General features: G+C 41.6%; 23 protein-coding genes. 22 read left to right on the top strand and 1 reads right to left on the bottom strand.

The annotated features are described in order from the left end of the window. Positions 1-12: 12 nt before the first annotated feature. From def to spoVM, 10 genes are all read left to right on the top strand, one after another. Positions 13-495: a peptide deformylase gene (def, locus tag ACIQCE_RS01905; RefSeq protein ID WP_400493358.1), complete on the top strand. Its 483-nt coding sequence runs from the start codon at positions 13-15 to the stop codon at positions 493-495. Between the two features lie 5 nt (positions 496-500). After that, positions 501-1454, top strand: a complete 954-nt coding sequence (gene fmt / locus ACIQCE_RS01900; protein WP_400493357.1) for a methionyl-tRNA formyltransferase — start codon at positions 501-503, stop codon at positions 1452-1454. Then, positions 1441-2784 carry a 16S rRNA (cytosine(967)-C(5))-methyltransferase RsmB gene (gene rsmB, locus ACIQCE_RS01895; RefSeq protein ID WP_400493356.1) on the top strand — a complete coding sequence of 448 codons (1344 nt, stop codon included), beginning with the start codon at positions 1441-1443 and terminating at the stop codon, positions 2782-2784. The genes fmt and rsmB overlap by 14 nt, the downstream gene beginning before the upstream one ends. Before the next feature lie 3 nt (positions 2785-2787). Continuing rightward, positions 2788-3876: a dual-specificity RNA methyltransferase RlmN gene (gene rlmN, locus ACIQCE_RS01890; RefSeq protein WP_353855798.1), complete on the top strand. Its 1089-nt coding sequence runs from the start codon at positions 2788-2790 to the stop codon at positions 3874-3876. 3 nt (positions 3877-3879) lie between these two features. After that, entirely contained in the window at positions 3880-4650 is a 771-nt protein-coding gene (locus ACIQCE_RS01885; RefSeq protein ID WP_400493355.1) for a Stp1/IreP family PP2C-type Ser/Thr phosphatase, read from the top strand. Then, positions 4644-6599, top strand: coding sequence for a Stk1 family PASTA domain-containing Ser/Thr kinase (pknB, locus tag ACIQCE_RS01880; protein ID WP_400493354.1), 1956 nt, complete (start codon positions 4644-4646; stop codon positions 6597-6599). Before ACIQCE_RS01885 ends, pknB begins: the two co-directional genes overlap by 7 nt. 12 nt (positions 6600-6611) lie before the next feature. Continuing rightward, the gene (gene rsgA / locus ACIQCE_RS01875; protein ID WP_400493353.1) at positions 6612-7508 is read left to right on the top strand and encodes a ribosome small subunit-dependent GTPase A; all 897 of its coding nucleotides are present in this window, start codon (positions 6612-6614) and stop codon (positions 7506-7508) included. 3 nt (positions 7509-7511) lie between these two features. Continuing rightward, entirely contained in the window at positions 7512-8162 is a 651-nt protein-coding gene (rpe, locus tag ACIQCE_RS01870) for a ribulose-phosphate 3-epimerase (RefSeq protein WP_400493352.1), read from the top strand. A 59-nt stretch (positions 8163-8221) separates the two neighbouring features. Beyond that, complete coding sequence (locus tag ACIQCE_RS01865; RefSeq protein WP_400493351.1) at positions 8222-8866, top strand: thiamine diphosphokinase; 645 nt, start codon at positions 8222-8224, stop codon at positions 8864-8866. A 71-nt stretch (positions 8867-8937) separates the two neighbouring features. Further along, positions 8938-9018, top strand: a complete 81-nt coding sequence (spoVM, locus tag ACIQCE_RS01860) for a stage V sporulation protein SpoVM (RefSeq protein WP_008354550.1) — start codon at positions 8938-8940, stop codon at positions 9016-9018. A gap of 70 nt (positions 9019-9088) precedes the next feature. Here the strand turns inward: spoVM and rpmB are convergent, their stop codons facing one another. Next, positions 9089-9277: a 50S ribosomal protein L28 gene (gene rpmB, locus ACIQCE_RS01855; RefSeq protein WP_003212514.1), complete on the bottom strand. Its 189-nt coding sequence runs from the start codon at positions 9275-9277 to the stop codon at positions 9089-9091. 271 nt (positions 9278-9548) lie between these two features. Between rpmB and ACIQCE_RS01850 the strand changes: the two genes are divergently transcribed. The 12 genes from ACIQCE_RS01850 to smc all read left to right on the top strand — a co-directional run bounded on the left by ACIQCE_RS01850 (position 9549) and on the right by smc (position 23662). Then, entirely contained in the window at positions 9549-9911 is a 363-nt protein-coding gene (locus ACIQCE_RS01850) for an Asp23/Gls24 family envelope stress response protein (RefSeq protein WP_400493350.1), read from the top strand. A gap of 15 nt (positions 9912-9926) precedes the next feature. Further along, on the top strand, positions 9927-11597 hold the full coding sequence (locus tag ACIQCE_RS01845) for a DAK2 domain-containing protein (RefSeq protein ID WP_400493349.1): 1671 nt from the start codon (positions 9927-9929) through the stop codon (positions 11595-11597). Between the two features lie 148 nt (positions 11598-11745). Beyond that, a complete protein-coding gene (sdaAB, locus tag ACIQCE_RS01840) occupies positions 11746-12408 on the top strand; it encodes an L-serine ammonia-lyase, iron-sulfur-dependent subunit beta (RefSeq protein WP_400493348.1) in 663 nt (220 codons plus the stop codon). A gap of 20 nt (positions 12409-12428) precedes the next feature. Further along, positions 12429-13331 (top strand): L-serine ammonia-lyase, iron-sulfur-dependent, subunit alpha, encoded by a 903-nt coding sequence (sdaAA, locus tag ACIQCE_RS01835; RefSeq protein ID WP_353855789.1) that lies wholly within the window; start codon positions 12429-12431, stop codon positions 13329-13331. Continuing rightward, positions 13309-15357, top strand: a complete 2049-nt coding sequence (gene recG / locus ACIQCE_RS01830; protein WP_400493347.1) for an ATP-dependent DNA helicase RecG — start codon at positions 13309-13311, stop codon at positions 15355-15357. The genes sdaAA and recG overlap by 23 nt, the downstream gene beginning before the upstream one ends. 112 nt (positions 15358-15469) lie before the next feature. After that, positions 15470-16036, top strand: coding sequence for a transcription factor FapR (gene fapR, locus ACIQCE_RS01825; RefSeq protein WP_400493346.1), 567 nt, complete (start codon positions 15470-15472; stop codon positions 16034-16036). 16 nt (positions 16037-16052) lie between these two features. Then, a complete protein-coding gene (gene plsX / locus ACIQCE_RS01820; RefSeq protein WP_353855786.1) occupies positions 16053-17051 on the top strand; it encodes a phosphate acyltransferase PlsX in 999 nt (332 codons plus the stop codon). A 15-nt stretch (positions 17052-17066) separates the two neighbouring features. After that, the gene (gene fabD, locus ACIQCE_RS01815) at positions 17067-18011 is read left to right on the top strand and encodes an ACP S-malonyltransferase (RefSeq protein WP_400493345.1); all 945 of its coding nucleotides are present in this window, start codon (positions 17067-17069) and stop codon (positions 18009-18011) included. Beyond that, on the top strand, positions 18011-18754 hold the full coding sequence (gene fabG / locus ACIQCE_RS01810) for a 3-oxoacyl-[acyl-carrier-protein] reductase (RefSeq protein ID WP_400493344.1): 744 nt from the start codon (positions 18011-18013) through the stop codon (positions 18752-18754). Before fabD ends, fabG begins: the two co-directional genes overlap by 1 nt. Positions 18755-18835: 81 nt before the next feature. Continuing rightward, positions 18836-19069 (top strand): acyl carrier protein, encoded by a 234-nt coding sequence (gene acpP, locus ACIQCE_RS01805; protein ID WP_400493343.1) that lies wholly within the window; start codon positions 18836-18838, stop codon positions 19067-19069. Positions 19070-19252: 183 nt separating this feature from the next. After that, the gene (gene rnc / locus ACIQCE_RS01800; protein ID WP_400493342.1) at positions 19253-20008 is read left to right on the top strand and encodes a ribonuclease III; all 756 of its coding nucleotides are present in this window, start codon (positions 19253-19255) and stop codon (positions 20006-20008) included. Between the two features lie 93 nt (positions 20009-20101). After that, complete coding sequence (gene smc, locus ACIQCE_RS01795; RefSeq protein WP_400493341.1) at positions 20102-23662, top strand: chromosome segregation protein SMC; 3561 nt, start codon at positions 20102-20104, stop codon at positions 23660-23662. Positions 23663-23665: the final 3 nt, after the last annotated feature.

The following is a 23665-nucleotide window of genomic DNA, read 5'->3' as shown; positions in this document are numbered from 1 at the left end:
GGAGGGCTTTAAGTGGCAGTAAAACCAATAGTCATACATCCGGCAGAGGTGCTTGAAACAAAGACAAAGGCAGTAGATTGTTTCGATAAAAAGCTAACAAAACTGCTTGATGATATGTATGATACAATGCTTGAGCTTGATGGAGTCGGACTAGCTGCTCCGCAAATTGGTATTTCAAAAAGAGTCGCAGTTGTAGATACAGGAGAAGAATCTGGCAGAATCAATTTAGTGAATCCCGAGATTCTTGAAGTGAAAGGAAGCCAAACAGATATTGAAGGCTGCCTAAGCTTTCCAGCTTTATACGGGACTGTTGAAAGGCCAAATTATGTCAAGGTGAAAGCCTTTGATAAGAAAGGCAAACCATTTACAATAGAAGCAGAGGGCTTTTTAGCAAGAGCTTTATTGCACGAGATAGATCACTTAGATGGCGTATTGTTCATATCAAAAATCATTCAATATTATACAGAAAAAGAACTTGCGGAAATGGAAGGGTGATAAAAATGGCACGTATTGTATTTATGGGAACCCCTGATTTCTCAGTACCAATACTCCAAACACTAATCTCAGAAGAGTATGAAGTCGTAGGGGTCGTCACACAACCTGACCGTCCAAAAGGCAGAAAAAGAGTGCTGACGCCGCCTCCTGTGAAAGTTGAGGCGCTGAAACATGGCATTCCTGTTTTGCAGCCTGAAAAGGTCCGTCTTGATGAAGAAATGGATAAAGTGCTCGCTTTAAAGCCAGATTTAATTGTAACAGCCGCATTTGGACAAATATTGCCAAAGAGATTGCTGGATGAACCTGAATTTGGTTGTATCAATGTGCATGCTTCACTGCTCCCAGAGTTAAGAGGCGGTGCACCGATCCACTATGCGATCCTGCAAGGCAAAAAGAAAACAGGCGTAACGATTATGTATATGGTAGAAAAGCTGGATGCAGGTGACATGATTAGTAAAGTAGAAGTAGAAATTGATGAATTAGACAACGTTGGCTCATTGCACGATAAATTAAGTGTTGCAGGAGCGAAATTATTAAAGGATACAATTCCGAATGTTCTACGCCGATCCATCTCTCCAATTCCGCAAAACGAAGAAGCCGCAACATATGCTCCAAACATTAAAAGGGAGCAAGAAAAATTAGACTGGATGAAAACTGGAGAAGAACTATACAACCAAGTTCGCGGCTTAAATCCATGGCCAGTTGCCTATACTGAATGGAATGGAGTCATTTTAAAAGTATGGGAAGCAAAAAAAGTACCCCTTAAAGCGCAAGAAGAACCTGGGAAAGTGATTGAGCTTAAGCAAGAAGGGCCAGTCATTGGCACAGGGAATAAACAAGGCCTTTTATTAACAAGTGTTCAGCCAGCTGGAAAGAAACGAATGAGTGGTGAAGACTTTTTAAGAGGGGCGAATATCGAAATTGGACAGAAATTAGGGCGAATGAATGAAGAAAAGTAATGTGAGAGAAGTAGCGCTTGACGCTTTAATCAAACTCGAACAACATCAGGCATATAGTCATTTACTTCTGCAGTCAGTGTTGAAAGATAAAGAACTGGCCGATCAGGACAAACCGCTGTTAACTGAACTCGTGTACGGCACACTGCAAAATAAGCTGGCACTTGATTATATGCTAGCGCCATTTGTGAAAAAACCACAAAAGGTTGCCCCATGGGTCATGCAGTTATTACGTATGTCTCTATATCAAATGGTATACCTTGAAAAAATTCCAGATCGTGCTGCCATTCATGAAGCAGTCGAACTGACAAAAAAACGCGGACATACAGGCATTTCTTCTCTTGTAAATGGTGTTCTTCGTTCTGTGCAACGAGAGGGAGTTCCAACCTTTGATGCAATCAAAGACCCAGTTGAACGTCTTTCTATTGAGACAAGCCACCCATTATGGCTAGTAAAGCAGTGGGTTCACACTTATGGATTTGAAACGGCAGAAAGCATGTGCCGCATTCATTTAGTGCCGCCAAAACAAACATTGCGTGTCAACCGAATGAAATCTGATCGAGTCACTTTACAAAATGAACTGATGTCATCCGGCATTGAAACAGAACTTGGAGACCTATCTGAGGATGCTTTAAAGCTCATGAAAGGTTCAATTGTATCGACTTCTTATTTTCAAGAAGGGTATGTGACCATTCAAGATGAAAGCTCGATGCTTGTAGCAAGAGCTCTGGACCCTAAGCCTGGTGAAATGGTACTGGATGCCTGTGCTGCCCCTGGCGGTAAATCAACGCATATTGCAGAGCGAATGAACGATAAGGGGAAAATCATTTCACTTGATTTACATGAGCACAAAGTGAAACTGATCAAACAAGCAGCTAAGCGGTTGAATCTGACTCATATTGAAGCAAAGGCACTTGATGCAAGAAAAGCGAAAGAACATTATAGAGAAGCCTCATTTGATCGTATTCTCATTGATGCACCGTGTTCAGGATTTGGTGTCATTAGAAGAAAACCAGATATGAAATATACAAAGTCTCCCGAGGACTCAGCTCGGCTCGCTCATATTCAGCAAGCGATTTTAAATGAAGCAGCCCCGCTTTTGAAACCAGGCGGTACCCTTGTATATAGTACATGTACAATGGAGCCAACAGAAAATCAACAAGTGATTCATGCTTTTTTACAAGAACATCAAGACTTCCAGTCCGATCTATCTCTTAATGAACGGCTGCCTGAGCAGGTTGCTCCGTTTGTTCAAAATGGAAGTGTTCAAATCCTTCCTCACTATTTCGGAACAGATGGTTTCTTTATTTGCAGCATGAAAAAGAAGGGATAAAAAATGACAGAACAAAAACAAAAGGTAAGAAAAGAACTCAAAACGGAAATGCCGTCGATTTACTCATTTGAGCTTGACGAAATGAAAGCATGGTTAAAAGATCAAGGCGAAAAACCTTTCCGCGCAGCGCAAATTTTCGAATGGCTTTATGAAAAACGTGTCACATCCTTTGACCAAATGTCTAACCTATCAAAAGATTTACGGAAAAAGTTAAAGGAACAGTTTGCGATCACAACTCTTAAAACAGTGATCAAACAAACATCTCAAGATGGAACGATTAAGTTTTTATTTGAATTACACGATGGTTATACGATTGAAACAGTGCTCATGCGTCATGATTATGGCAACTCTGTTTGTGTCACGACACAAGTTGGATGCAGAATTGGCTGTACATTTTGTGCATCTACACTTGGCGGCTTGAAACGAAACCTTGAAGCAGGCGAAATTGTAGCGCAAGTATTAAAAGTGCAGCAGGCTCTTGATGAAACAGACGAAAGAGTCAGTTCGGTTGTCATCATGGGAATTGGTGAGCCATTTGATAACTTTGACGAAATGCTTGCTTTCCTTAAGATTATTAACCATGACAACGGTTTAAATATCGGTGCACGTCATATTACCGTGTCAACAAGCGGCATCATACCGAAAATCTATCAATTCGCTGATGAGCAAATGCAAATCAACTTTGCGGTTTCGTTGCATGCACCAAATACTGAAATCAGAAGCCGTCTAATGCCAATCAACAAAGCGTATCAACTGCCAAAGCTAATGGAAGCCATTAAATATTACATTCAAAAAACAGGCAGACGCGTCAGCTTTGAATACGGACTATTTGGCGGAGTAAATGACCAAGTACACCACGCTGAGGAGCTGGCTGAATTATTAAAAGGAATCAAATGCCACGTGAACCTGATTCCGGTGAACTATGTCCCTGAAAGGGATTATGTCAGAACACCAAGAGAACAAATCTTCCTATTTGAAAAAAAGTTGAAAGAACGAGGCATTAACGTAACGATTAGACGAGAGCAAGGCCATGACATTGATGCTGCTTGCGGTCAGCTAAGAGCGAAGGAGCGTCAGGAAGAGACGAGGTGACGAATGTTGATTAGGGCAGCTTTTCAAACCGATACAGGAAAAGTCCGTCAGCATAATGAAGATGATGCAGGTATTTTTGAAGCAAAAGAAGACACCGTTCTAGCTGTTGTTGCAGATGGAATGGGAGGTCATCTTGCTGGTGATGTAGCCAGCAAGATGGCAGTTTCTTCTTTAAAGGAATACTGGGAAGAAACGTCTTCAATTCCAAGTAAACCAGCCGATCAAGAAAGCTGGTTAATCTCTAAAATTAGTGAAATCAATGATCAAGTATATGAACATGCGAGAGCCAATGACGGGTGCCAAGGAATGGGGACGACCATTGTCTGTGCGCTCGTTCATTTGCAAACGGTCACAATTGCTCATATTGGTGACAGCCGCTGTTATTTACTAAGAAAGGGCACGCTTACCCAATTAACAGACGATCATTCACTCGTCAACGAGCTTGTGAAAACTGGTGAGATCTCGAAAGCAGATGCTGAATATCATCCAAGAAAAAATGTACTGACAAAAGCATTAGGTACAGATAAGTACGTTCAAATTGATGCGCGTACTTTTGAAGTCGATCCTGGAGATCAAATTTTACTTTGCTCTGATGGGTTGTCTAATAAAGTAGAAGAACAGAATATCATTCATATTTTAACGCAAACGATCGCACCTGATGAAAAAGTAACGGAGTTAATTCAAACAGCGAATGATAACGGCGGTGAAGATAACATTACAGCAGTACTGTTAGAAATCTCCCCCCAAACAGAAGAGGGTGACAGCAAGTGTTGATCGGAAAAAGGATCAGCGGCCGTTATCAGATTCTTCGCGTCATAGGCGGAGGCGGTATGGCAAACGTTTATTTGGCGGAGGATATGATCTTAGATCGTGAAGTAGCAATTAAAATTTTGCGGTTTGACTTTGCAAGTGATGACGATTTTATTAGGCGATTTAGGCGTGAAGCACAATCAGCGGCAAGCTTAGATCATCCGAATATTGTCAGTATCTATGATGTAGGAGAAGAAGATGATATTTATTATATTGTTATGGAATATGTCGAGGGGATGACGCTGAAGGAATACATACACGCCAATGGTCCGCTTCATCCAAAAGAAGCCGTTCGCATCATGGAACAAGTGGTGGCGGCCATGGAAGAAGCCCACGCAAAACAGCTCGTCCATCGAGACATAAAGCCTCACAATATATTAATAGACAATATGGGGAACATCAAAGTCACTGATTTTGGGATTGCCATAGCACTAAGCTCAGCCACCATCACTCATACAAACTCTGTACTAGGTTCTGTGCATTATTTATCTCCAGAACAAGCGCGCGGAGGTCTTGCAACGAAAAAATCGGATATCTATTCACTTGGCATTGTACTATATGAGCTCATCTCAGGACGCATGCCATTTGAAGGTGAATCAGCCGTCAGTGTAGCACTAAAGCATTTGCAGTCAGAACCGCCATCTGTGAGAAGGTGGAATCCATCCGTTCCGCAAAGCGTGGAGAACATCATCTTAAAGGCAATGGCCAAAAATCCATTTTATCGATACGAAGATGCATCTGAAATGCAAAAAGATTTAAAAACGGCCTTTGATCCTGCAAGACTCAAAGAAAAGCGATTTACTATTGAAGAAGATCATGAAGCGACGAAAGCCATCCCAATTATGAAAGATCATCCAGTAAGCCCAGACAATGAAAGAACGGCTGTACATCCAGCTCAAAAGCCAAAGGAAAAGAACGAGCAAAAACCGAAAAAGAAACGAAAAAAATGGCCTTGGGTTATAGCTTCTATTTTATTTATCCTGACTGCCGCGACTGTATTAGCCATTACAGTGTTTCCGGGTTTACTTTTTCCAAAAGATGTCGAAGTCGTTGATGTGTCTGGAATGACAGTAGAAAAAGCAGAAGACACCTTGAAAAATGCAGGGTTTACTGTCGCTTCTGATCCAATTGATATTGCGGATAATAAAATTGAAAAAGGGCTTGTCGTCAAAACTGATCCAAAAATCGGCACGAAAGTAAAAGAGGGAACAGAAATTCAACTATACCAAAGTTCAGGCAAAGAAAAGACCGAATTACCTGATGTGACAGGAGAAAAGGTCGATAAAGCAAAAGAATTATTAGAGAAAAAAGGGTTTAAACAAGTCGTGGTGGAGGAAGTGAATGATAATGACACTGAATCAGGGGTAGTCATGGATCAAAAACCTTCAGCAAGTACAGAGCTTGTCGCCGCAGATGAACAAGTGACTTTGACAGTTAGCATAGGTCCAGCCGATATTACTTTACGGGATTTAACGACGTACAGTAAACAGGCAGCTTCTAATTATTTAGAGGATAACGGACTAAAGCTAGACGAAAAAGAAGCGTATTCTAACGATGTTCCAAAAGGAGAGGTCATGAAGCAGGAACCAGAGGCTGGAACCGCTGTGAAACCTGGTGATACGGTGAAGATAACATTCTCCCTTGGACCAAAAGAAAAACCAGTCAAAACGGTTACCGAAAAAATCTCAATTCCATATGAACCAGAAACGAAAGGTCAAGAGATGAATGTCCAAATCTCGATTGACGATGCAGAACATAGCATTTCTGATGTATATGAGACTTTTAAAATCACTGCACCAACTGAAAGAACCATTAAGTTTAAGATTGAGCCAGGTCAAAAAGGATACTATCAGGTGACGGTTGATGATAAAGTCGTGAGCTCCAAAACGATTAAATACCCTGATGATGAATAAAGGAGGGACTTTATGCCTGAGGGCAAAATTATTAAAGCGTTAAGCGGGTTTTATTATGTGCTAGATGAATCTGAGAAAAGTGGTAAAGTGATTCAGTGCAGAGCAAGAGGCATATTTCGAAAAAATAAAGTGACACCTCTTGTCGGAGACTATGTGGTCTATCAAGCAGATAATGATAAAGAAGGCTACTTATTAGAGGTGAAAGAGCGTACAAACGAACTTGTTCGTCCTCCGATCAGTAATGTCGATCAAGCGGTGCTTGTCTTCTCAGCGACAGAACCAGCCTTTAGCCCATCACTTTTAGACAGATTTCTTGTACTCGTAGAAGCAAATGATATTAAACCCATCATTTGTATAACGAAAATCGATTTATTAAAAACAGATAAAGAGCGCGAAACGATTCAAGCATTTGCTGAAGACTATCGCCAAATTGGTTATGATGTTCACTTAACATCTACAATTGAACGTGACGGACTTGATCAACTAAAACCACATTTTCACCAAAAAATTACTGTGTTTGCAGGTCAATCAGGAGTAGGAAAGTCCTCGCTTTTAAATGCAATTAGTCCTGATTTGGCACTGAAGACAAATAATATTTCATCCCACCTTGGCAGGGGGAAACATACGACAAGACATGTTGAACTCATTCATACAGCCGAAGGACTCATTGCAGATACCCCTGGCTTTAGCTCACTAGAATTCACCGGCATTGAAGCTGAAGACTTAGGGCTGTATTTCTTAGAAATAAGAGAGCGGAGTGCAGATTGTAAGTTTAGAGGTTGTTTGCATGTGAAAGAGCCTGCCTGTGCGGTAAAAGATGCGGTGGAGAAAAAGCAAATCAGAGAGTATCGTTATCAGCATTATTTAGAGTTTTTAACCGAAATCAAAGAAAGAAAGCCGAGGTACTAAATCATGGTTTATATTGCCCCTTCCATTTTATCAGCGGATTTCGCATGCTTGGAGAAAGACATTCGTGATGTGGATCAAGGCGGAGCCGACTATATCCATATTGATGTCATGGACGGCCAGTTTGTTCCGAATATCACGTTTGGACCTAATGTAGTGGAGGCGATTAGACCTCATACAACTCTTCCGCTTGATGTTCATTTAATGATTGAGCAGCCAGACCGTTACATCCCTGCATTTGCAAAAGCAGGAGCTGACATTATTTCTGTACATGTTGAAGCGTGTCCGCATTTGCACCGCACCATTCAGCATATAAAAGAACAAGGAGCGAAAGCGGGCGTTGTATTGAATCCGCACACACCTGTTTCTCAAATTGAGCATGTGCTGGAGGATATAGACCTTGTATTATTCATGACGGTGAATCCTGGCTTTGGTGGACAGGCGTTTATTCCATCTGTGTTAACGAAAGTAAAAGAAGTAAAGACGCTTAGCGAACAAAAGGGATTGACTGATTTATTCATTGAAGTAGACGGCGGTGTCAATGTAGAAACAGCAAAGAGCTGTAAAGAAGCAGGCGCCAATTTACTTGTGGCCGGCTCGGCTGTATACGGAAAAGACAATCGCGCAGAAGCCATTCAGGCGATTCGAGAAGCGTAAAGACAGAAGAACCAAAGCACTCATCTTTGGTTCTTTTTAGATGGAAAGGAGCGTAAATCATGCACATACATATCGTAGCTGGCGGTCCTTTTGAATACATTCCGCCCCTTGAAAATAAAGCGTCAAATAATGACATATGCTGGGTCGGCGTTGATCGCGGGACAATCTTCTTACTGGAGCATGGCATTGTTCCTGACAGGGCTTTCGGTGATTTTGATAGTGTGACAGAGAAGGAGTTGCGTGAACTGAAAGAACAACTGCCTGCCCTCAATTTATTTCAGGCGGAAAAAGATGAAACTGACCTAGAACTTGCGCTTAAATGGGCCTTTCGCCAGCGCCCTGCACATATTCAAATATATGGAATTACAGGCGGAAGGGCTGATCATTTTCTAGGAAATATCCATCTCCTTTATCAAGGCATTCAGCAAAAGCAGAAAATCACACTCGTAGACAAACAAAATATCATTCAAATGTACGGACCGGGTACATATGAAGTAAGGCAGGACCCAGACAAACAGTATGTGTCATTTCTTCCATTTGGTACACATGTCGAAAAGCTTACATTAAAAGGTTTTAAATATCCTCTTAAAAATTGTCATATTGAGCCTGGTTCCACACTATGTATTAGTAACGAACTCATCCACTCAAATGGTACTTTTTCTTTTGATGAAGGCATATTAATAATGATAAGAAGCAAAGATTGACCAACCTATCAATGTGGGTGGCTGATTAAGCTCAATTGTGCTGCAAGCGGTACTTTTAGGAGGGGGACAAAATGAAATTTTATACAATCAAACTGCCTAGATTTCTTGGCGGCATTGTCCGTGCGATGCTTGGTTCATTTAAGAAAGATTAATGAGTAATCTCCTTTATTTCCACATAAAAACGCCTGCTACACTTTTATTGTAGCAGGCGTTTACTCTTGCTTATACACGCTCAACTTTACCAGATTTCAAAGCTCGAGCTGATACATATACTCTTTTAGGCTTTCCGTCCACTAGAATACGAACTTTTTGAAGGTTCGCGCCCCATGTACGTTTTGTTGAATTCATTGCATGAGAACGGTTGTTCCCAGCTTTTGTTTTTCTGCCTGTAATTACGCATTTACGTGCCATTTGTTTCCCTCCTAACTGCGAAAACATCATCATATTATTCATATACGTACTTAGAGATGCCTCAAGATACTTTAATAATTTACCACAGGTTCAAAGGGTTTGCAAGAATTGTTTCAACCTCTTTCAAGAAAATTACCTTGACAACTTGATAAAAAATCAAGGCTATAGTATAAGTAGGATTGGGTCGGATTGAATGACTTCTTTTAAAAAGAAGGGTCTTATAGTAAAATAGTGATAACTCAGGGCAATTTCTCAAAAAGGGGGAACCGATGTGTCCATTGAACTTAGAACGAAATACGGACAAATTGATATATCAAATGAAGTTATTGCAATGGTGGCAGGAGGCGCTGCAATTGATTGCTATGGTATTGTCGGCATGGCGTCCAAAAATCAAATCAAGGACGGCTTGACGGATATTCTCCGCAAAGAGAACTTCAGCCGGGGTGTTGTTGTGCGTCAAAAAGAAGACCGCATTCATATTGATATGTACACCATTGTTAGCTACGGTACAAAAATATCAGAAGTCGCACATAACGTTCAAACGAAAGTCAAATATACGATTCATCATACGATTGGACTTTCTGTTGACTCAGTCAACATATATGTACAAGGAGTAAAAGTGACGAATCCGTAGTAAGGAGGAAATATTTTGTCTATTAGAAATCTTGATGGTCGCGCATTTGCAAAGATGATCCTTGCAGGTGCATACCATCTTTCTCAAAACGCACAAATTGTAGATGCGTTAAATGTTTTTCCAGTGCCAGATGGAGACACGGGGACAAATATGAATTTGTCAATGACTTCAGGGGCAAAAGCAGTTGAAGAAACAAATACCGATCATATCGGTAAAGTAGGGATAGCGCTTTCAAGAGGGCTGCTAATGGGTGCAAGAGGGAACTCAGGCGTTATCTTGTCACAGCTCTTCAGAGGTTTCAGTAAAAATATAGAACAAAAAGAGACGATTGATGCGAAAGAATTTGCCCTTGCCTTGCAGGCGGGTGTTGATACAGCATATAAAGCTGTCATGAAACCAATCGAAGGAACTATTCTAACAGTTGCAAAGGATGCAGCAAAGAAAGCGGTTGCTGTTTCAGCGACAGAAGATCAAATTGACCGTGTTCTTGAATTAACCATTGACGAGGCAAGAGCTTCACTTGAGCGTACACCAGATTTACTTCCTATATTAAAAGAAGTCGGAGTTGTCGATAGTGGCGGTAAAGGACTTCTTTACGTATATGAAGGTTTCCTTGCTTCATTAAAAGGAGAGAAATTGCCTAAAACGGCTTCCTTGCCAACGTTAAAAGAACTTGTGAATGCAGAGCATCATAAAAGCGCACAAAGCCATATGAATACAGAGGATATTGAATTTGGTTATTGTACAGAATTTATGGTGAAGTTTGAAGAAGACAAACAGTCCTTTGAAGAGAATGCATTCAGAGAAGAGCTGAGCCAATTCGGAGATTCACTCCTTGTGGTGGCTGACGATACGTTAGCGAAGGTTCATATTCATGCAGAGCAGCCTGGTGAAGTATTATCATATGCACAGCGCTACGGCAGCTTAATCAATATAAAAATAGAGAACATGAGAGAGCAGCATAGCTCAATCATAAATGAAGAAAGAAATCATGCGCCTGCTACGCCAGCAACAGCTACTCGTGAAAAACAACGTTATGGTGTCGTCTGTGTCGCAATGGGAGAAGGAATTGCTGACTTGTTTAAAAGTATCGGGGCTTCAGTCGTGATTGAAGGTGGGCAAACGATGAATCCGAGCACAGAAGACATTGTCAAAGCAATTGATAGCATACATGCCGAAACCGTCTTTATTTTACCTAATAATTCTAATATTGTCTTGGCAGCTAATCAGGCGGCAAGTGTCTCAAAGCGTGAGGTTGTTGTTATCCCGACGAAGACCGTCCCTCAAGGGATGTCGGCACTACTTTCCCTGAATGAAACGGCTTCAAATGAAGATAATGAAGCAGCGATGTTAGAAGCGATCAAGCATGTAAAAAGTGGCCAGATTACCTTTGCTGTAAGAGATACTCAAATTGATGGGATCGATATTGCCAAAGGAGATTATATGGGACTTTTAAATGGAAAAATTATCTTAACTGCTAAAAATCAACTGGATGCAGCGAAAGAACTTCTTGCTCAAATGGTGACAGAAGAAGATGAGATTGTCACCATAATTAAAGGAGAAGACGCAATATCTGATGAAGTTGACGTGTTAGCAGCATATATTGAGGAATCTTTTGAAGATGTAGAAGTTGAAGTCCACGACGGGAAACAGCCGCTCTATTCATATATTTTGGCTGTCGAATAATGAAAGAAGGGCAGACTCAGCCCTTCTTCTTCTTTTGCATTTTTTTACAAGTCGTCCAATGTGAAATGAGTTGCGGGAAACGGATGAATCCATTAGTCTAAAGGAAGAAACAAACCATTACGTCAGTGTTTATGAGAGGGGGAGACCTATGAAATATAGAAGTGTGTTTGATATTATTGGACCCGTCATGATTGGTCCATCAAGTTCGCACACAGCGGGTGCGGCTCGTATAGGAAGAGTGGCTCGCAGCTTATTTGGAAGAGAACCGAAACACATTGTCGTTTCGTTTTATGGTTCTTTTAAAGATACGTATAAAGGACACGGTACGGATGTAGCGATAATAGGCGGAATTCTTGACTTTGATACGTTTGATGAACGCATTAAAACAGCAATTGATATTGCGAAAAGCAAAAATATCGAGATCGAATTTAAAGAAGAAAATGCAGTACCTAAGCATCCCAATACAGCAAAAGTCAAAATTTCTGATGCAAATGGAACGCTTGAATTAACTGGAATTTCCATCGGCGGTGGCAAAATAGAAATCACTGAATTAAATGGCTTTGAACTCAGGCTCTCAGGAAATCACCCTGCCATTCTTGTTGTTCACAACGATCGATACGGCACGATTGCTGCAGTTGCCAACGTCTTAGCGAAGTTTGCCATCAACATTGGTCATATGGAAGTGGCCCGTAAAGATGTGGGACAAGAGGCGCTTATGACAATTGAAGTGGATCAAAATATTGACTCTGCAGTCCTATCGGAACTTGAAACGTTGCCTAACATTATTCAAGTCACGCAAATTGCAGAGTAACAAAAAGGAGGTCTTGTATAGTGTTTAAAAACGTAAAGGAACTCGTGCAGCTAACAGAAGAACGGAATACCTCCATTTCAGAAATTATGATTACTCAAGAGATGGAAGTGACAGGGAAATCCCGCGAAGATATTTTTGCGCAAATGATACGCAACTTAGAAGTGATGGAGCAGGCTGTTGAGAACGGACTTAAAGGTGTGCAGTCACTATCTGGTCTAACTGGCGGAGATGCGGTGAAACTTCAGGCATATATGGCATCAGGTAAGACACTGTCAGGACATACAATATTAGATGCTGTCAGTAAAGCCGTTGCAACAAATGAAGTAAATGCAGCAATGGGTACGATTTGTGCAACACCTACTGCAGGATCAGCAGGTGTTGTTCCTGGTACTTTATTTGCAGTAAAAGAAATATTACATCCAACAAAAGAACAGATGGTTAGATTCCTATTTACTTCAGGTGCATTCGGTTTTGTTGTGGCCAATAATGCGAGTATCTCCGGTGCAGCGGGCGGCTGTCAGGCAGAGGTAGGCTCTGCATCTGGTATGGCAGCCGCCGCCATCGTTGAAATGGCAGGCGGAACGCCGCAGCAGTCTGCTGAAGCGATGGCGATTACACTGAAAAACATGCTGGGACTTGTTTGTGATCCGGTGGCAGGGCTTGTTGAAGTTCCGTGTGTGAAGCGAAATGCAATGGGTGCATCGAATGCAATGATTGCAGCCGATATGGCACTTGCCGGCATTACAAGCCGTATTCCGTGTGATGAAGTCATTGATGCCATGTATAAAATTGGTCAAACCATGCCAACTGCACTTCGTGAGACAGCGCAAGGCGGACTTGCGGCAACACCGACAGCTAGAGAGCTTGAAAAGAAGATTTTCGGAGGTGTGACCACATCTCGTGATACAGAACCTGCAAGATAATGTCTCTGTCCTAAAGGGGATTGGAGCAGAAACCGAAAAAGCACTGAATGAACTTGGAATCAAAACAGTAGCCGATTTACTCGGCTACTTCCCTTATCGTTATGATGATTATGAACATCGCAACTTAGAAGAAGTGAAACATGACGAACGTGTGACAGTTGAAGGAAAAGTACACAGTGAGCCCGTTCTCACCTATTATGGAAAGAAACGAAGCAGGCTGACATTCAGGCTGCTTGTCGGGCGTTTTCTCATTACAGCCATTTGTTTCAATCGCCCGTACTTAAAACGAAGCTTGATAGTAGGCGACACCGTATCAGTCACAGGGAAATGGGATAAAAATCGCCAATCGATGATGGTGCAGGAATTTAAAAAAGGAACGCACGAACAAGATGGTAGCATTGAGCCTGTATATTCTGTAAAAGAAAACGTAACCGTTAAAATGATGAGGCGATTTGTGAAACAAGCCCTCACACTTTATGCAGACAAGGCGGAAGATCCACTCCCAAAACAGCTCATTTCTGCCTATAAGCTTATGCCTTATCAAGAGGCTTTAAAAGCCATTCACCTTCCTGAAACAAGAGACTCACTCAAACAAGCAAGACGCCGTTTTGTGTATGAAGAGTTTTTAATATTTCAATTGAAAATGCAAGCGATCAGGAAGAAGGAACGAGAAAAAACATCTGGAATTAAGCATTCTTTCTCAAAAGAGGCCGTTTTTGAATTTGTCCATCATCTGCCCTTCCAGCTGACAAAAGCGCAGTCAAGAGTACTTGATGAGATTATGTCAGATATGGCATCTCCTTCTCGTATGAACCGTCTCCTTCAAGGAGACGTTGGTTCGGGTAAAACAGCCGTTGCAGCCATTGCCCTTTATGCCGCGCATTTGTCCGGGTTTCAAGGTGCACTGATGGTGCCGACCGAAATTTTGGCAGAGCAGCATGCTGATTCACTTGACCAACTGTTTGAAAAATGGAATGTGAACATTGCACTATTGACTAGTTCTGTGAAAGGAAAGCGCCGACGAGAATTACTTGAGCGTCTCAAACAAGGAGAGATTGATATTTTAGTCGGAACACATGCACTCATCCAAGATGAAGTGGAATTTCAGCAACTCAGTCTAGTGATCACTGATGAACAGCACCGTTTTGGCGTTGAACAGCGGAAAAAGCTGAGGAGTAAAGGGCAGGATCCAGACGTATTGTTTATGACAGCAACACCAATCCCAAGAACACTGGCCATTACTGTATTTGGAGAAATGGACGTATCTGTTATTGACGAATTACCTGCTGGCCGAAAGCAAATTGAAACCTATTGGGTCAAGCACGATATGCTTGAGAGGATACTTGCCTTTGTGGATAAAGAATTGAAAAAGGGACGGCAGGCTTATATTATTTGTCCGCTCATAGAGGAGTCAGACAAGCTTGATGTTCAAAATGCGATCGATGTTCACAGTATGCTGACCGAGGCGTATCGAGGCAAATGGTCTATCGGCTTAATGCACGGCAAACTTGCTAGTGATGAAAAAGACCAAGTGATGCGAGCCTTTACCGCAAATGAAGTGCAAATACTCGTGTCGACCACTGTGGTTGAAGTAGGGGTGAATGTGCCGAATGCGACCATCATGGTCATTTACGATGCTGACCGCTTTGGACTCTCTCAACTTCACCAGCTCAGAGGCCGAGTAGGTCGTGGTGAGCATCAGTCATTTTGTATATTAATGGCAGATCCTAAATCAGAGATGGGCAAAGAACGGATGAGAATTATGTCTGAAACAACAGATGGCTTTGAGCTGTCTGAAAAAGACTTAGAGCTGAGAGGGCCTGGGGACTTCTTTGGCAAAAAACAAAGCGGGATGCCTGAATTTAAAGTAGCGGATATGGTACATGATTACAGAGCGCTTGAAACAGCGAGAAAAGATGCGGCAGAACTTGTACAATCTGATGCCTTTTGGACAGAACCTGAATACAAGGAACTCAGGCGAACACTAGTAGACAGCGGCGTTCTTGGCGGAGAGAAATTGAGCTGATCGGAAGCTGGAGGAATTTTCTTGTCTTTTTGAAACAAGGATTGATTTATCGCCTATGAGATTATATACTACTATTAGTACCTAGTCATAAATGTACGGATGGTGTCTGCATATGAAATTAAATAAAAAAGAACGTCAAAGGCTTCTCCAGCAAACGATCAGCTCGACCCCGTTCATTACTGATGAAGAATTGGCATGTAAATTCGGTGTGAGCATTCAAACGGTTCGTCTTGACCGTTTGGAGCTGTCAATCCCAGAATTGCGCGAAAGAATTAAGCACGTTGCCGAAAAGACATTAGAGGATGAAGTGAAGTCACTTCCGCTCGATGAGGTGATTGGAGAAATGATTGATGTAGAGCTTGATGATCAAGCCATCTCCATTTTCGAAGTGAGAAAAGAACATGTATTTAGCCGTAACCAAATCGCACGAGGACATCATCTCTTTGCCCAAGCGAATTCCCTAGCAGTTGCTGTAATTGATGATGAACTCGCTCTGACAGAAAAAGCAAATATTAGGTTTACAAGGCAGGTCAAACAAGGCGAAAGAGTCGTCTCAAAAGCCAAAGTGACCTCACATGATAAAGAAAAAGGTAGAACAGTAGTTGAAGTAAAAAGCTATGTGGGTGAGGAAGTTGTCTTCTCAGGCGACTTTGTCATGTACCGTTCAAAACAAAAGTAAAAGGTGGACACATAACATGAGAATTGCAGTCGATGCAATGGGGGGAGATCACGCCCCTAAAGCAATCATTGACGGTGTGCAAAAAAGCTTAGCGGCATTTTCAGATATTGAAATAACACTTGTCGGTGATGAAAACCAAATCAAACCATACATAACCAATCATGAGCGTATCACCATTTTAGATGCAAAAGAAGTCATTGAACCTACAGATGAACCAGTACGTGCAGTCAGACGAAAAAAAGATTCCTCTATGGTGAAAATGGCACAAGAAGTGTCCGAAGGAAGAGCTGCTGCATGTATTTCGGCTGGAAATACAGGGGCGCTCATGACAGCAGGACTGTTTATCGTAGGAAGAATCGCTGGAATTGACAGACCTGCACTTGCACCAACTTTGCCAACACTTGATGGCAGCGGATTTCTTTTACTTGATGTCGGCGCCAACGTTGATGCAAAACCAGAACATCTCGTCCAATATGCGATGATGGGTTCCATTTATGCAGAGCGTGTCTTCCCGAAAAGTAATCCGCGCATTGGACTATTAAATGTGGGAACAGAAGACAAAAAAGGCAATGATTTAACGAAAAAAACTTTTGACTTATTAAAAGCATCAGACCTTCATTTTGTAGGGAATGTGGAATCACGTGACTTATTAGAAGGTGTAGCTGATGTGGTCGTCACAGATGGTTTTACAGGGAATATTGCACTCAAAACATTAGAAGGCACAGCACTTTCTGTGTTTAAAATGCTAAAAGAAACCTTAACTTCTAGCTTTCTAGCGAAAATTGCAGCAGCTATGATGAAGCCAAAACTAATGCAAATGAAAGCAAAAATGGATTACTCAGAATATGGCGGTGCTGCTTTATTTGGTTTAAAAGCACCTGTCATTAAAGCGCACGGTTCCTCTGATGAAAATGCTATTTTCCATGCAATTCGTCAAGCGCGTGATATCGTTATGAAAGACGTTTCAGCTATCATTCAGCAAGAGATCCAAAAAGAAAACACGAACAAGTCTTAATGGAGGTAGAGCAGCATGAGTAAAATCGCATTTTTATTCCCTGGTCAGGGCTCTCAGAAGATTGGCATGGGAAAGGATTTATTTGACCAAGAAGCGGCATCTAAAGCCGTATTTGAAGAAGCAGACAAGACACTTGGTTTTGACTTATCTTCTATGATCTTTGAAGGTGATGCTGCAGAACTTACGGTTACATATAACGCGCAGCCAGCGCTTTTAACAACAAGCATCGCCATCTTAAAGAAATTTGAAGAGAGCGGAATCAAAGCAGATTATGCGGCTGGACACAGTCTTGGTGAATACACAGCACTCGTTGCAGCAGGCGCTCTTTCATTTAAAGATGCAGTATATTTAGTGAGAAAGCGCGGCGAATTCATGAATGAAGCAGTTCCGGCAGGAGAAGGTGCAATGGCGGCCATTCTCGGACTTGATCAAAAAACGCTTTTAGAGGTGACAAAAGACGTAACAGCCAGCGGTCACCTTGTAGAAATTGCTAACTTAAACTGTCCGGGGCAAATTGTAATATCTGGTACAGCAAAAGGTGTAGAACTTGCTTCTGAAAAAGCCAAAGAAAAAGGGGCTAAACGTGCAATTCCCCTTGAAGTGAGTGGACCGTTTCATTCCGCTTTAATGAAACCGGCTGCTGAAAAATTCGCAGACGTATTGTCAAAAATAGATATTACAGATGCCAAAACACCGATCATTTCAAATGTAACGGCAGATGTTATCACATCTCGTGAAGAAATTGAGACAAAACTGATTGAACAGTTATACTCACCTGTTCGTTTTGAAGAAAGCATAGAACGCCTTATTGATTTAGGTGTGACAACGTTTGTTGAAATTGGTCCCGGCAAAGTGCTTTCAGGTCTTGTGAAAAAGGTCAATCGCCGCTTGACGACGATTTCCGTTTCAGATCAAGAAACAATTGAAGTAGCTATCCAAACGATGAAGGGGGAATCTTGATGCTCACGAATAAAACAGCCGTTGTAACAGGATCATCACGAGGAATTGGACGTTCAATCGCTATTGACTTAGCGAAGAACGGTGCAAATGTTGTGGTGAACTATTCAGGAAACGAAGCGAAAGCGAACGAAGTAGTTGATGAAATTAAAGCGCTAGGTCAGAAGGCCTTTGCCGTAAAGGCGGATGTCTCAAATGTTGATGAAGTACAGGCATTAATGAAAACAGCCGTTGAAACGTTTGGTTCAATAGACATTTTAGTGAATAATGCAGGCATCACAAAAGACAACCTGCTCATGAGAATGAAAGAAAATGAATGGGATGATGTCATTAACATAAACTTAAAGGGTGTCTTTAACTGTACAAAAGCAGTGACACGTCAAATGATGAAGCAGCGCAGCGGAAGAATTATCAATTTGGCATCAGTTGTTGGCGTGTGTGGGAATCCTGGACAAGCCAACTATGTGGCAGCGAAAGCCGGCGTCATTGGGCTGACAAAAACAACGGCAAAAGAACTAGCGAGCCGTCATATTACAGTCAATGCGGTAGCACCAGGCTTTATTTCTACAGATATGACAGACAAGCTTGATGACAATGTACAAACAGAAATGCTCAAACAAATCCCGCTCGCACGCTTTGGGGCACCTGAAGATATTAGCAACGTTGTTGTCTTTTTAGCTTCTGAAGGAGCAGGTTATATTACAGGTCAAACCATCCAAGTCGATGGTGGAATGGTGATGTCCTAAGAAATATCAAATTTTCGTGATGTTTACTCTAGTTTTTTAAAAACGAATCAACTATAATACTTTGAGGGGAGGTGAAAGGCAATGGCAGACGTATTAGAGCGTGTAACAAAAATTATTGTAGACCGCCTTGGCGTTGATGAGGCTGACGTGAAAATGGAAGCTTCATTTAAAGAAGATTTAGGCGCTGATTCCCTTGATGTAGTTGAGCTAGTTATGGAACTTGAAGATGAGTTCGATATGGAAATTTCTGACGAAGATGCTGAAAAAATTGCAACAGTCGGTGACGCTGTGAACTACATAAAAAGCCAGCAATAAGTGTAACAAAGTCCTGTCTACTTTCATGGCGGGACTTTGAAAATTTATGTCAGTTTCAACACATTCAGCTGATCAATTGTCAGCCTTTTTCAGATGCTAGGAGCAATGTTTCCTTGCATGTAGAAAGAGAGACTCCATATAATCAGTATCCTTAAAGGCGATTAAGCCTACCTGGAGGTTGCTATGCCAAAACAATTTAAAGATAAACAAAAACAGAGCAAAAAACTAGAACAATTTCGAGAATTCCAGCAGCGCATTTCAGTCCACTTTAAAAATGAAAAGCTTCTGTATCAAGCCTTTACACATTCTTCTTATGTCAATGAGCATCGGAAAAAGCCTTATGAAGACAATGAAAGACTAGAGTTTTTAGGAGATGCGGTTTTGGAATTGACCATTTCCCAATTTTTATTTGCCAAATACCCAGCCATGAGCGAAGGAGATTTGACAAAACTAAGAGCGGCGATCGTATGTGAACCATCACTCGTGTCACTTGCTCACGAGTTATCCTTTGGGGATCTTGTTCTTTTAGGTAAAGGTGAAGAAATGACAGGCGGCAGAAAGCGTCCAGCTCTATTAGCAGACGTATTCGAGGCGTTTATTGGCGCTCTTTATTTAGACCAAGGGTTAGAGCCAGTCGAAAAATTTCTAGAAGCATATGTGTATCCAAAAATTAATGATGGGGCGTTCTCACATGTCATGGACTTTAAAAGCCAGCTTCAAGAATTTGTTCAGCGTGATGGGAAGGGTGTACTAGAATATCGCATCCTGCATGAAAAAGGACCAGCACATAACCGCGAATTTGAAGCAAATGTATCACTGCGGGGAGAAGTACTCGGGATTGGCAATGGTCGGTCAAAAAAAGAAGCAGAACAGCACGCTGCACAGGAAGCGCTTGCTAAACTGCAGAAACATCATATGAACCAAATAAAATCCCCCTGAATTCCTAGGGGGATTTCACTCTGTTTTCATCATCTTTTTTCATTTCATATGGTAAGATGATAGTACTTTAAATACATAAGGAGGATCACTCTCATGTTCCTCAAACGCTTAGACGTGATAGGATTCAAATCATTTGCACAACGGGTGACAGTGGACTTTGTCAAAGGTGTCACAGCTGTTGTTGGACCAAACGGAAGTGGCAAAAGTAATATTACCGATGCCATCCGCTGGGTACTTGGAGAACAATCAGCGAAAAGCCTCCGCGGAGGAAAAATGGAAGACATCATTTTTGCAGGAAGTGACTCAAGGAAGAGAGTCAACCTAGCAGAAGTGACATTAACGTTAGATAACGAAGATCACTTTTTGCCGATTGATTTTCACGAAGTTAGTGTGACAAGAAGGGTGTATCGTTCAGGAGAAAGTGAATTTCTCATTAACAATCAACCTGTTCGATTAAAGGATATTATTGACCTTTTCATGGACTCAGGCCTTGGCAAAGAAGCTTTTTCAATCATCAGCCAAGGGAAGGTAGAAGAGATTCTATCGAGTAAGGCGGAAGAGAGAAGAAGTATCTTTGAAGAAGCTGCCGGTGTCTTGAAATACAAAACAAGAAAGAAAAAAGCTGAGAATAAACTATTTGAAACGCAGGACAATTTAAATAGAGTAGAAGATATCCTGCATGAACTAGAAGATCAAGTAGAACCTCTTAAAATACAGGCATCAATAGCGAGGGATTATCTACAAAAGAAAGAAGAGCTTGAAAATGTAGAAGTCGCCTTAACAGTCCATGATATAGAAGAGCTTCATCAAAAGTGGACAACACTTGGCAAAACAGTCGAGAGCCTCAAGCAGGATGAAATGAAGCAATCAACTGATATTCAAACGAAAGAAGCGAAGATTGAAGAGGCAAGGGACCGCATCCAAGCGCTTGACGAATCGATTAATGATTTGCAAGAAATCTTGCTTTTCACAAGTGAGGAATTAGAGAAGCTTGAAGGTAGAAAAGAAGTTCTAAAAGAACGTAAAAAAAATGCGGCCGCAAACCAAGGACAACTGGAAGAGACACTTGTTCGTTTAACGGAAAAGCAAGCCTCATTGAATGAAAGAATGGCTCATCAGCAAATAACGCGTGACAACCTGCAAGCAGAAGTGCAGCAATTAAAAGGTGAGGTCAAAACAAAACAGGATCAACTCTCCCTCCATAGTGAGGATGTTGAAGGCCAAATTGAACATCTGAAAAGCGATTATTTTGATCTATTAAATGAACAGGCTTCTATCCGCAATGAACGTAAATTACTAGAAGAGCAGCAGCGCCAGGCTACCGTGCAATTAGAACGTCTGACGCAAAATAACCAGAAGCATATTGAAGAACGCATTTCGCTAAAAGACAAGAAAACAGATGCTGAGCAGCGGCTTTCAGACATAGAAGAAGACATTTTTGTCCAAGTAAAACGCTTTAGAGAGGCGGAGCAGAAACTTGAGCAAATGAAGCGTCAATATGAGAAAAAAGAAACAGCGCTCTACCAAGCATATCAGTACGTGCAGCAGGCAAAATCAAAAAAAGAGATGCTTGAATCCATGCAGGAAGACTTCGCAGGCTTTTTCCAAGGAGTGAAAGAGGTCTTAAAAGCAAAGGATAGACTTAATGGTATTCATGGTGCGATTGCAGAGCTGATTCAAACAGATCAGCAGTATGAGACGGCGATCGAAATCGCCCTAGGTGCAGCGACACAGCACGTCGTCACCGAAGATGAATCAGCAGCACGCAAGGCCATTGCATACTTAAAACAGCACGCCTTTGGACGTGCCACCTTCCTGCCAATGAACGTCATCAAAGAAAGAACCATTCCGTTCCGAGATGTTCAAATAGCTGAGCAGCATGGTTCATTTATTGGCGTAGCGAGTCATCTTGTTTCCTTCGATGGAAAGTATCAAAAGGTCATTCAAAATTTGCTTGGAACAGTGCTAATTGTCAGAGATTTGAAAGGGGCCAATGAGCTGGCGAAAATGCTTGGTCATCGTTATCGCATCGTGACCCTTGACGGGGATGTCGTCAATCCAGGTGGTTCTATGACTGGGGGCGGCGTTAAGAAAAAGAATAACTCCCTCCTGTCAAGGAATCGTGAGGTCGAAACACTGACAAAGCAGCTCGTTGAAATGGAAGAAAAAACGACCATTCTCGAAAAAGAAACAAAAGAAACAAAACAGTCGATTGCAGAAGCCGAATCTCAATTAAGTGAGCTACGTAAGCGTGGTGAAACACTGAGAGAAAAGCAGCAAGAGATGAAAGGGAAACTATACGAACTGCAAGTAGCGGAAAAAAATATGAATTCACATCTAGAGCTATATGACCAAGAGAAAGAAGAAATACAACACCGTATAACAGAACTTGCACAAAAAGACAAAGAGCAGTTGACGCTTGAAGCATCAATTGCTGAGAAACTGACATCTCTTGATCAAGAAATCGAAACGCTGACAAAACGTAAACAGACGCAAAGCTCGACGAAAGAAGCCATTTCGGCTGAACTGACAGAGCTAAAAATCTTACTTGCGAAAAAAGAGCAGTCTTTAGCGAATGAACAAGAGAAGCTCTCTAGCTTAACGACAGAATTAGAAGAGGTTGAAAAGACCCTATTTGAAACAAAAGAAGATCTGTCTCTTTTAACGAATGAAATGACATCTAGTTCAAGCGGGGCAGAACAACTTGAAGAAGCTGCGAAAGAGAAACTGCAAGATAAAAATAAAACAACGGCACTTATTTCAGAACGGCGTAAACAGCGCTTAGCACTTTCTGAGTCATTAGCATTTACTGAACGAGAACTAAAAGAGCAAAAGCGTTTGTATAAACAGTTGACAACAAGTTTAAAAGACGAAGAAATTAAGCTTGGCCGAATGGAAGTCGAACTCGATAACCTCATCGCATATCTAAATGAAGAATATGCGCTTTCATTTGAGGGAGCAAAAGAAATGTATGAGCTGACTTTAGCACCTGATGAAGCAAGAAAACGAGTAAAGCTCATCAAACTTGCGATTGAAGAGCTGGGAACAGTGAATTTAGGCAGTATTGATGAATATGAAAGAGTGAACGAACGTTATCTCTTCCTAACAGAGCAGCGAAATGATCTGACAGAAGCGAAAAATACATTGTTCCAAGTCATTGAAGAAATGGATCAAGAGATGACCAAACGCTTCTCTGATACATTCACTCAAATCCGCACACACTTTGAATCTGTCTTCCAAGCATTGTTCGGGGGAGGACGAGCAGACCTCCGGCTGACAGATCCAAACGATTTGCTCAACTCTGGAGTAGATATTGTAGCGCAGCCGCCAGGTAAAAAATTGCAAAACCTCAGCCTCTTGTCAGGCGGAGAAAGGGCATTAACTGCAATCGCCTTACTGTTTTCTATTTTAAAAGTTAGACCTGTTCCATTCTGTGTGTTAGACGAGGTAGAAGCAGCGCTTGATGAAGCCAACGTCTTCCGTTTTGCTCAATATTTAAAGAAATATAGCAAGGAAACGCAATTTATTGTGATTACTCATCGAAAAGGAACAATGGAAGAAGCAGATGTCCTTTATGGTGTCACAATGCAGGAATCAGGCGTATCCAAACTCGTATCCGTCAAATTAGAAGATACAAAAGAGCTTGTCCAGTAACTA

Source organism: Bacillus sp. NPDC093026 (assembly GCF_044754665.1).
Taxonomy (GTDB): Bacteria; Bacillota; Bacilli; order Bacillales; family Bacillaceae; genus Bacillus; species Bacillus maqinnsis.
This window is presented reverse-complemented; position numbering and strand designations above follow the sequence as displayed.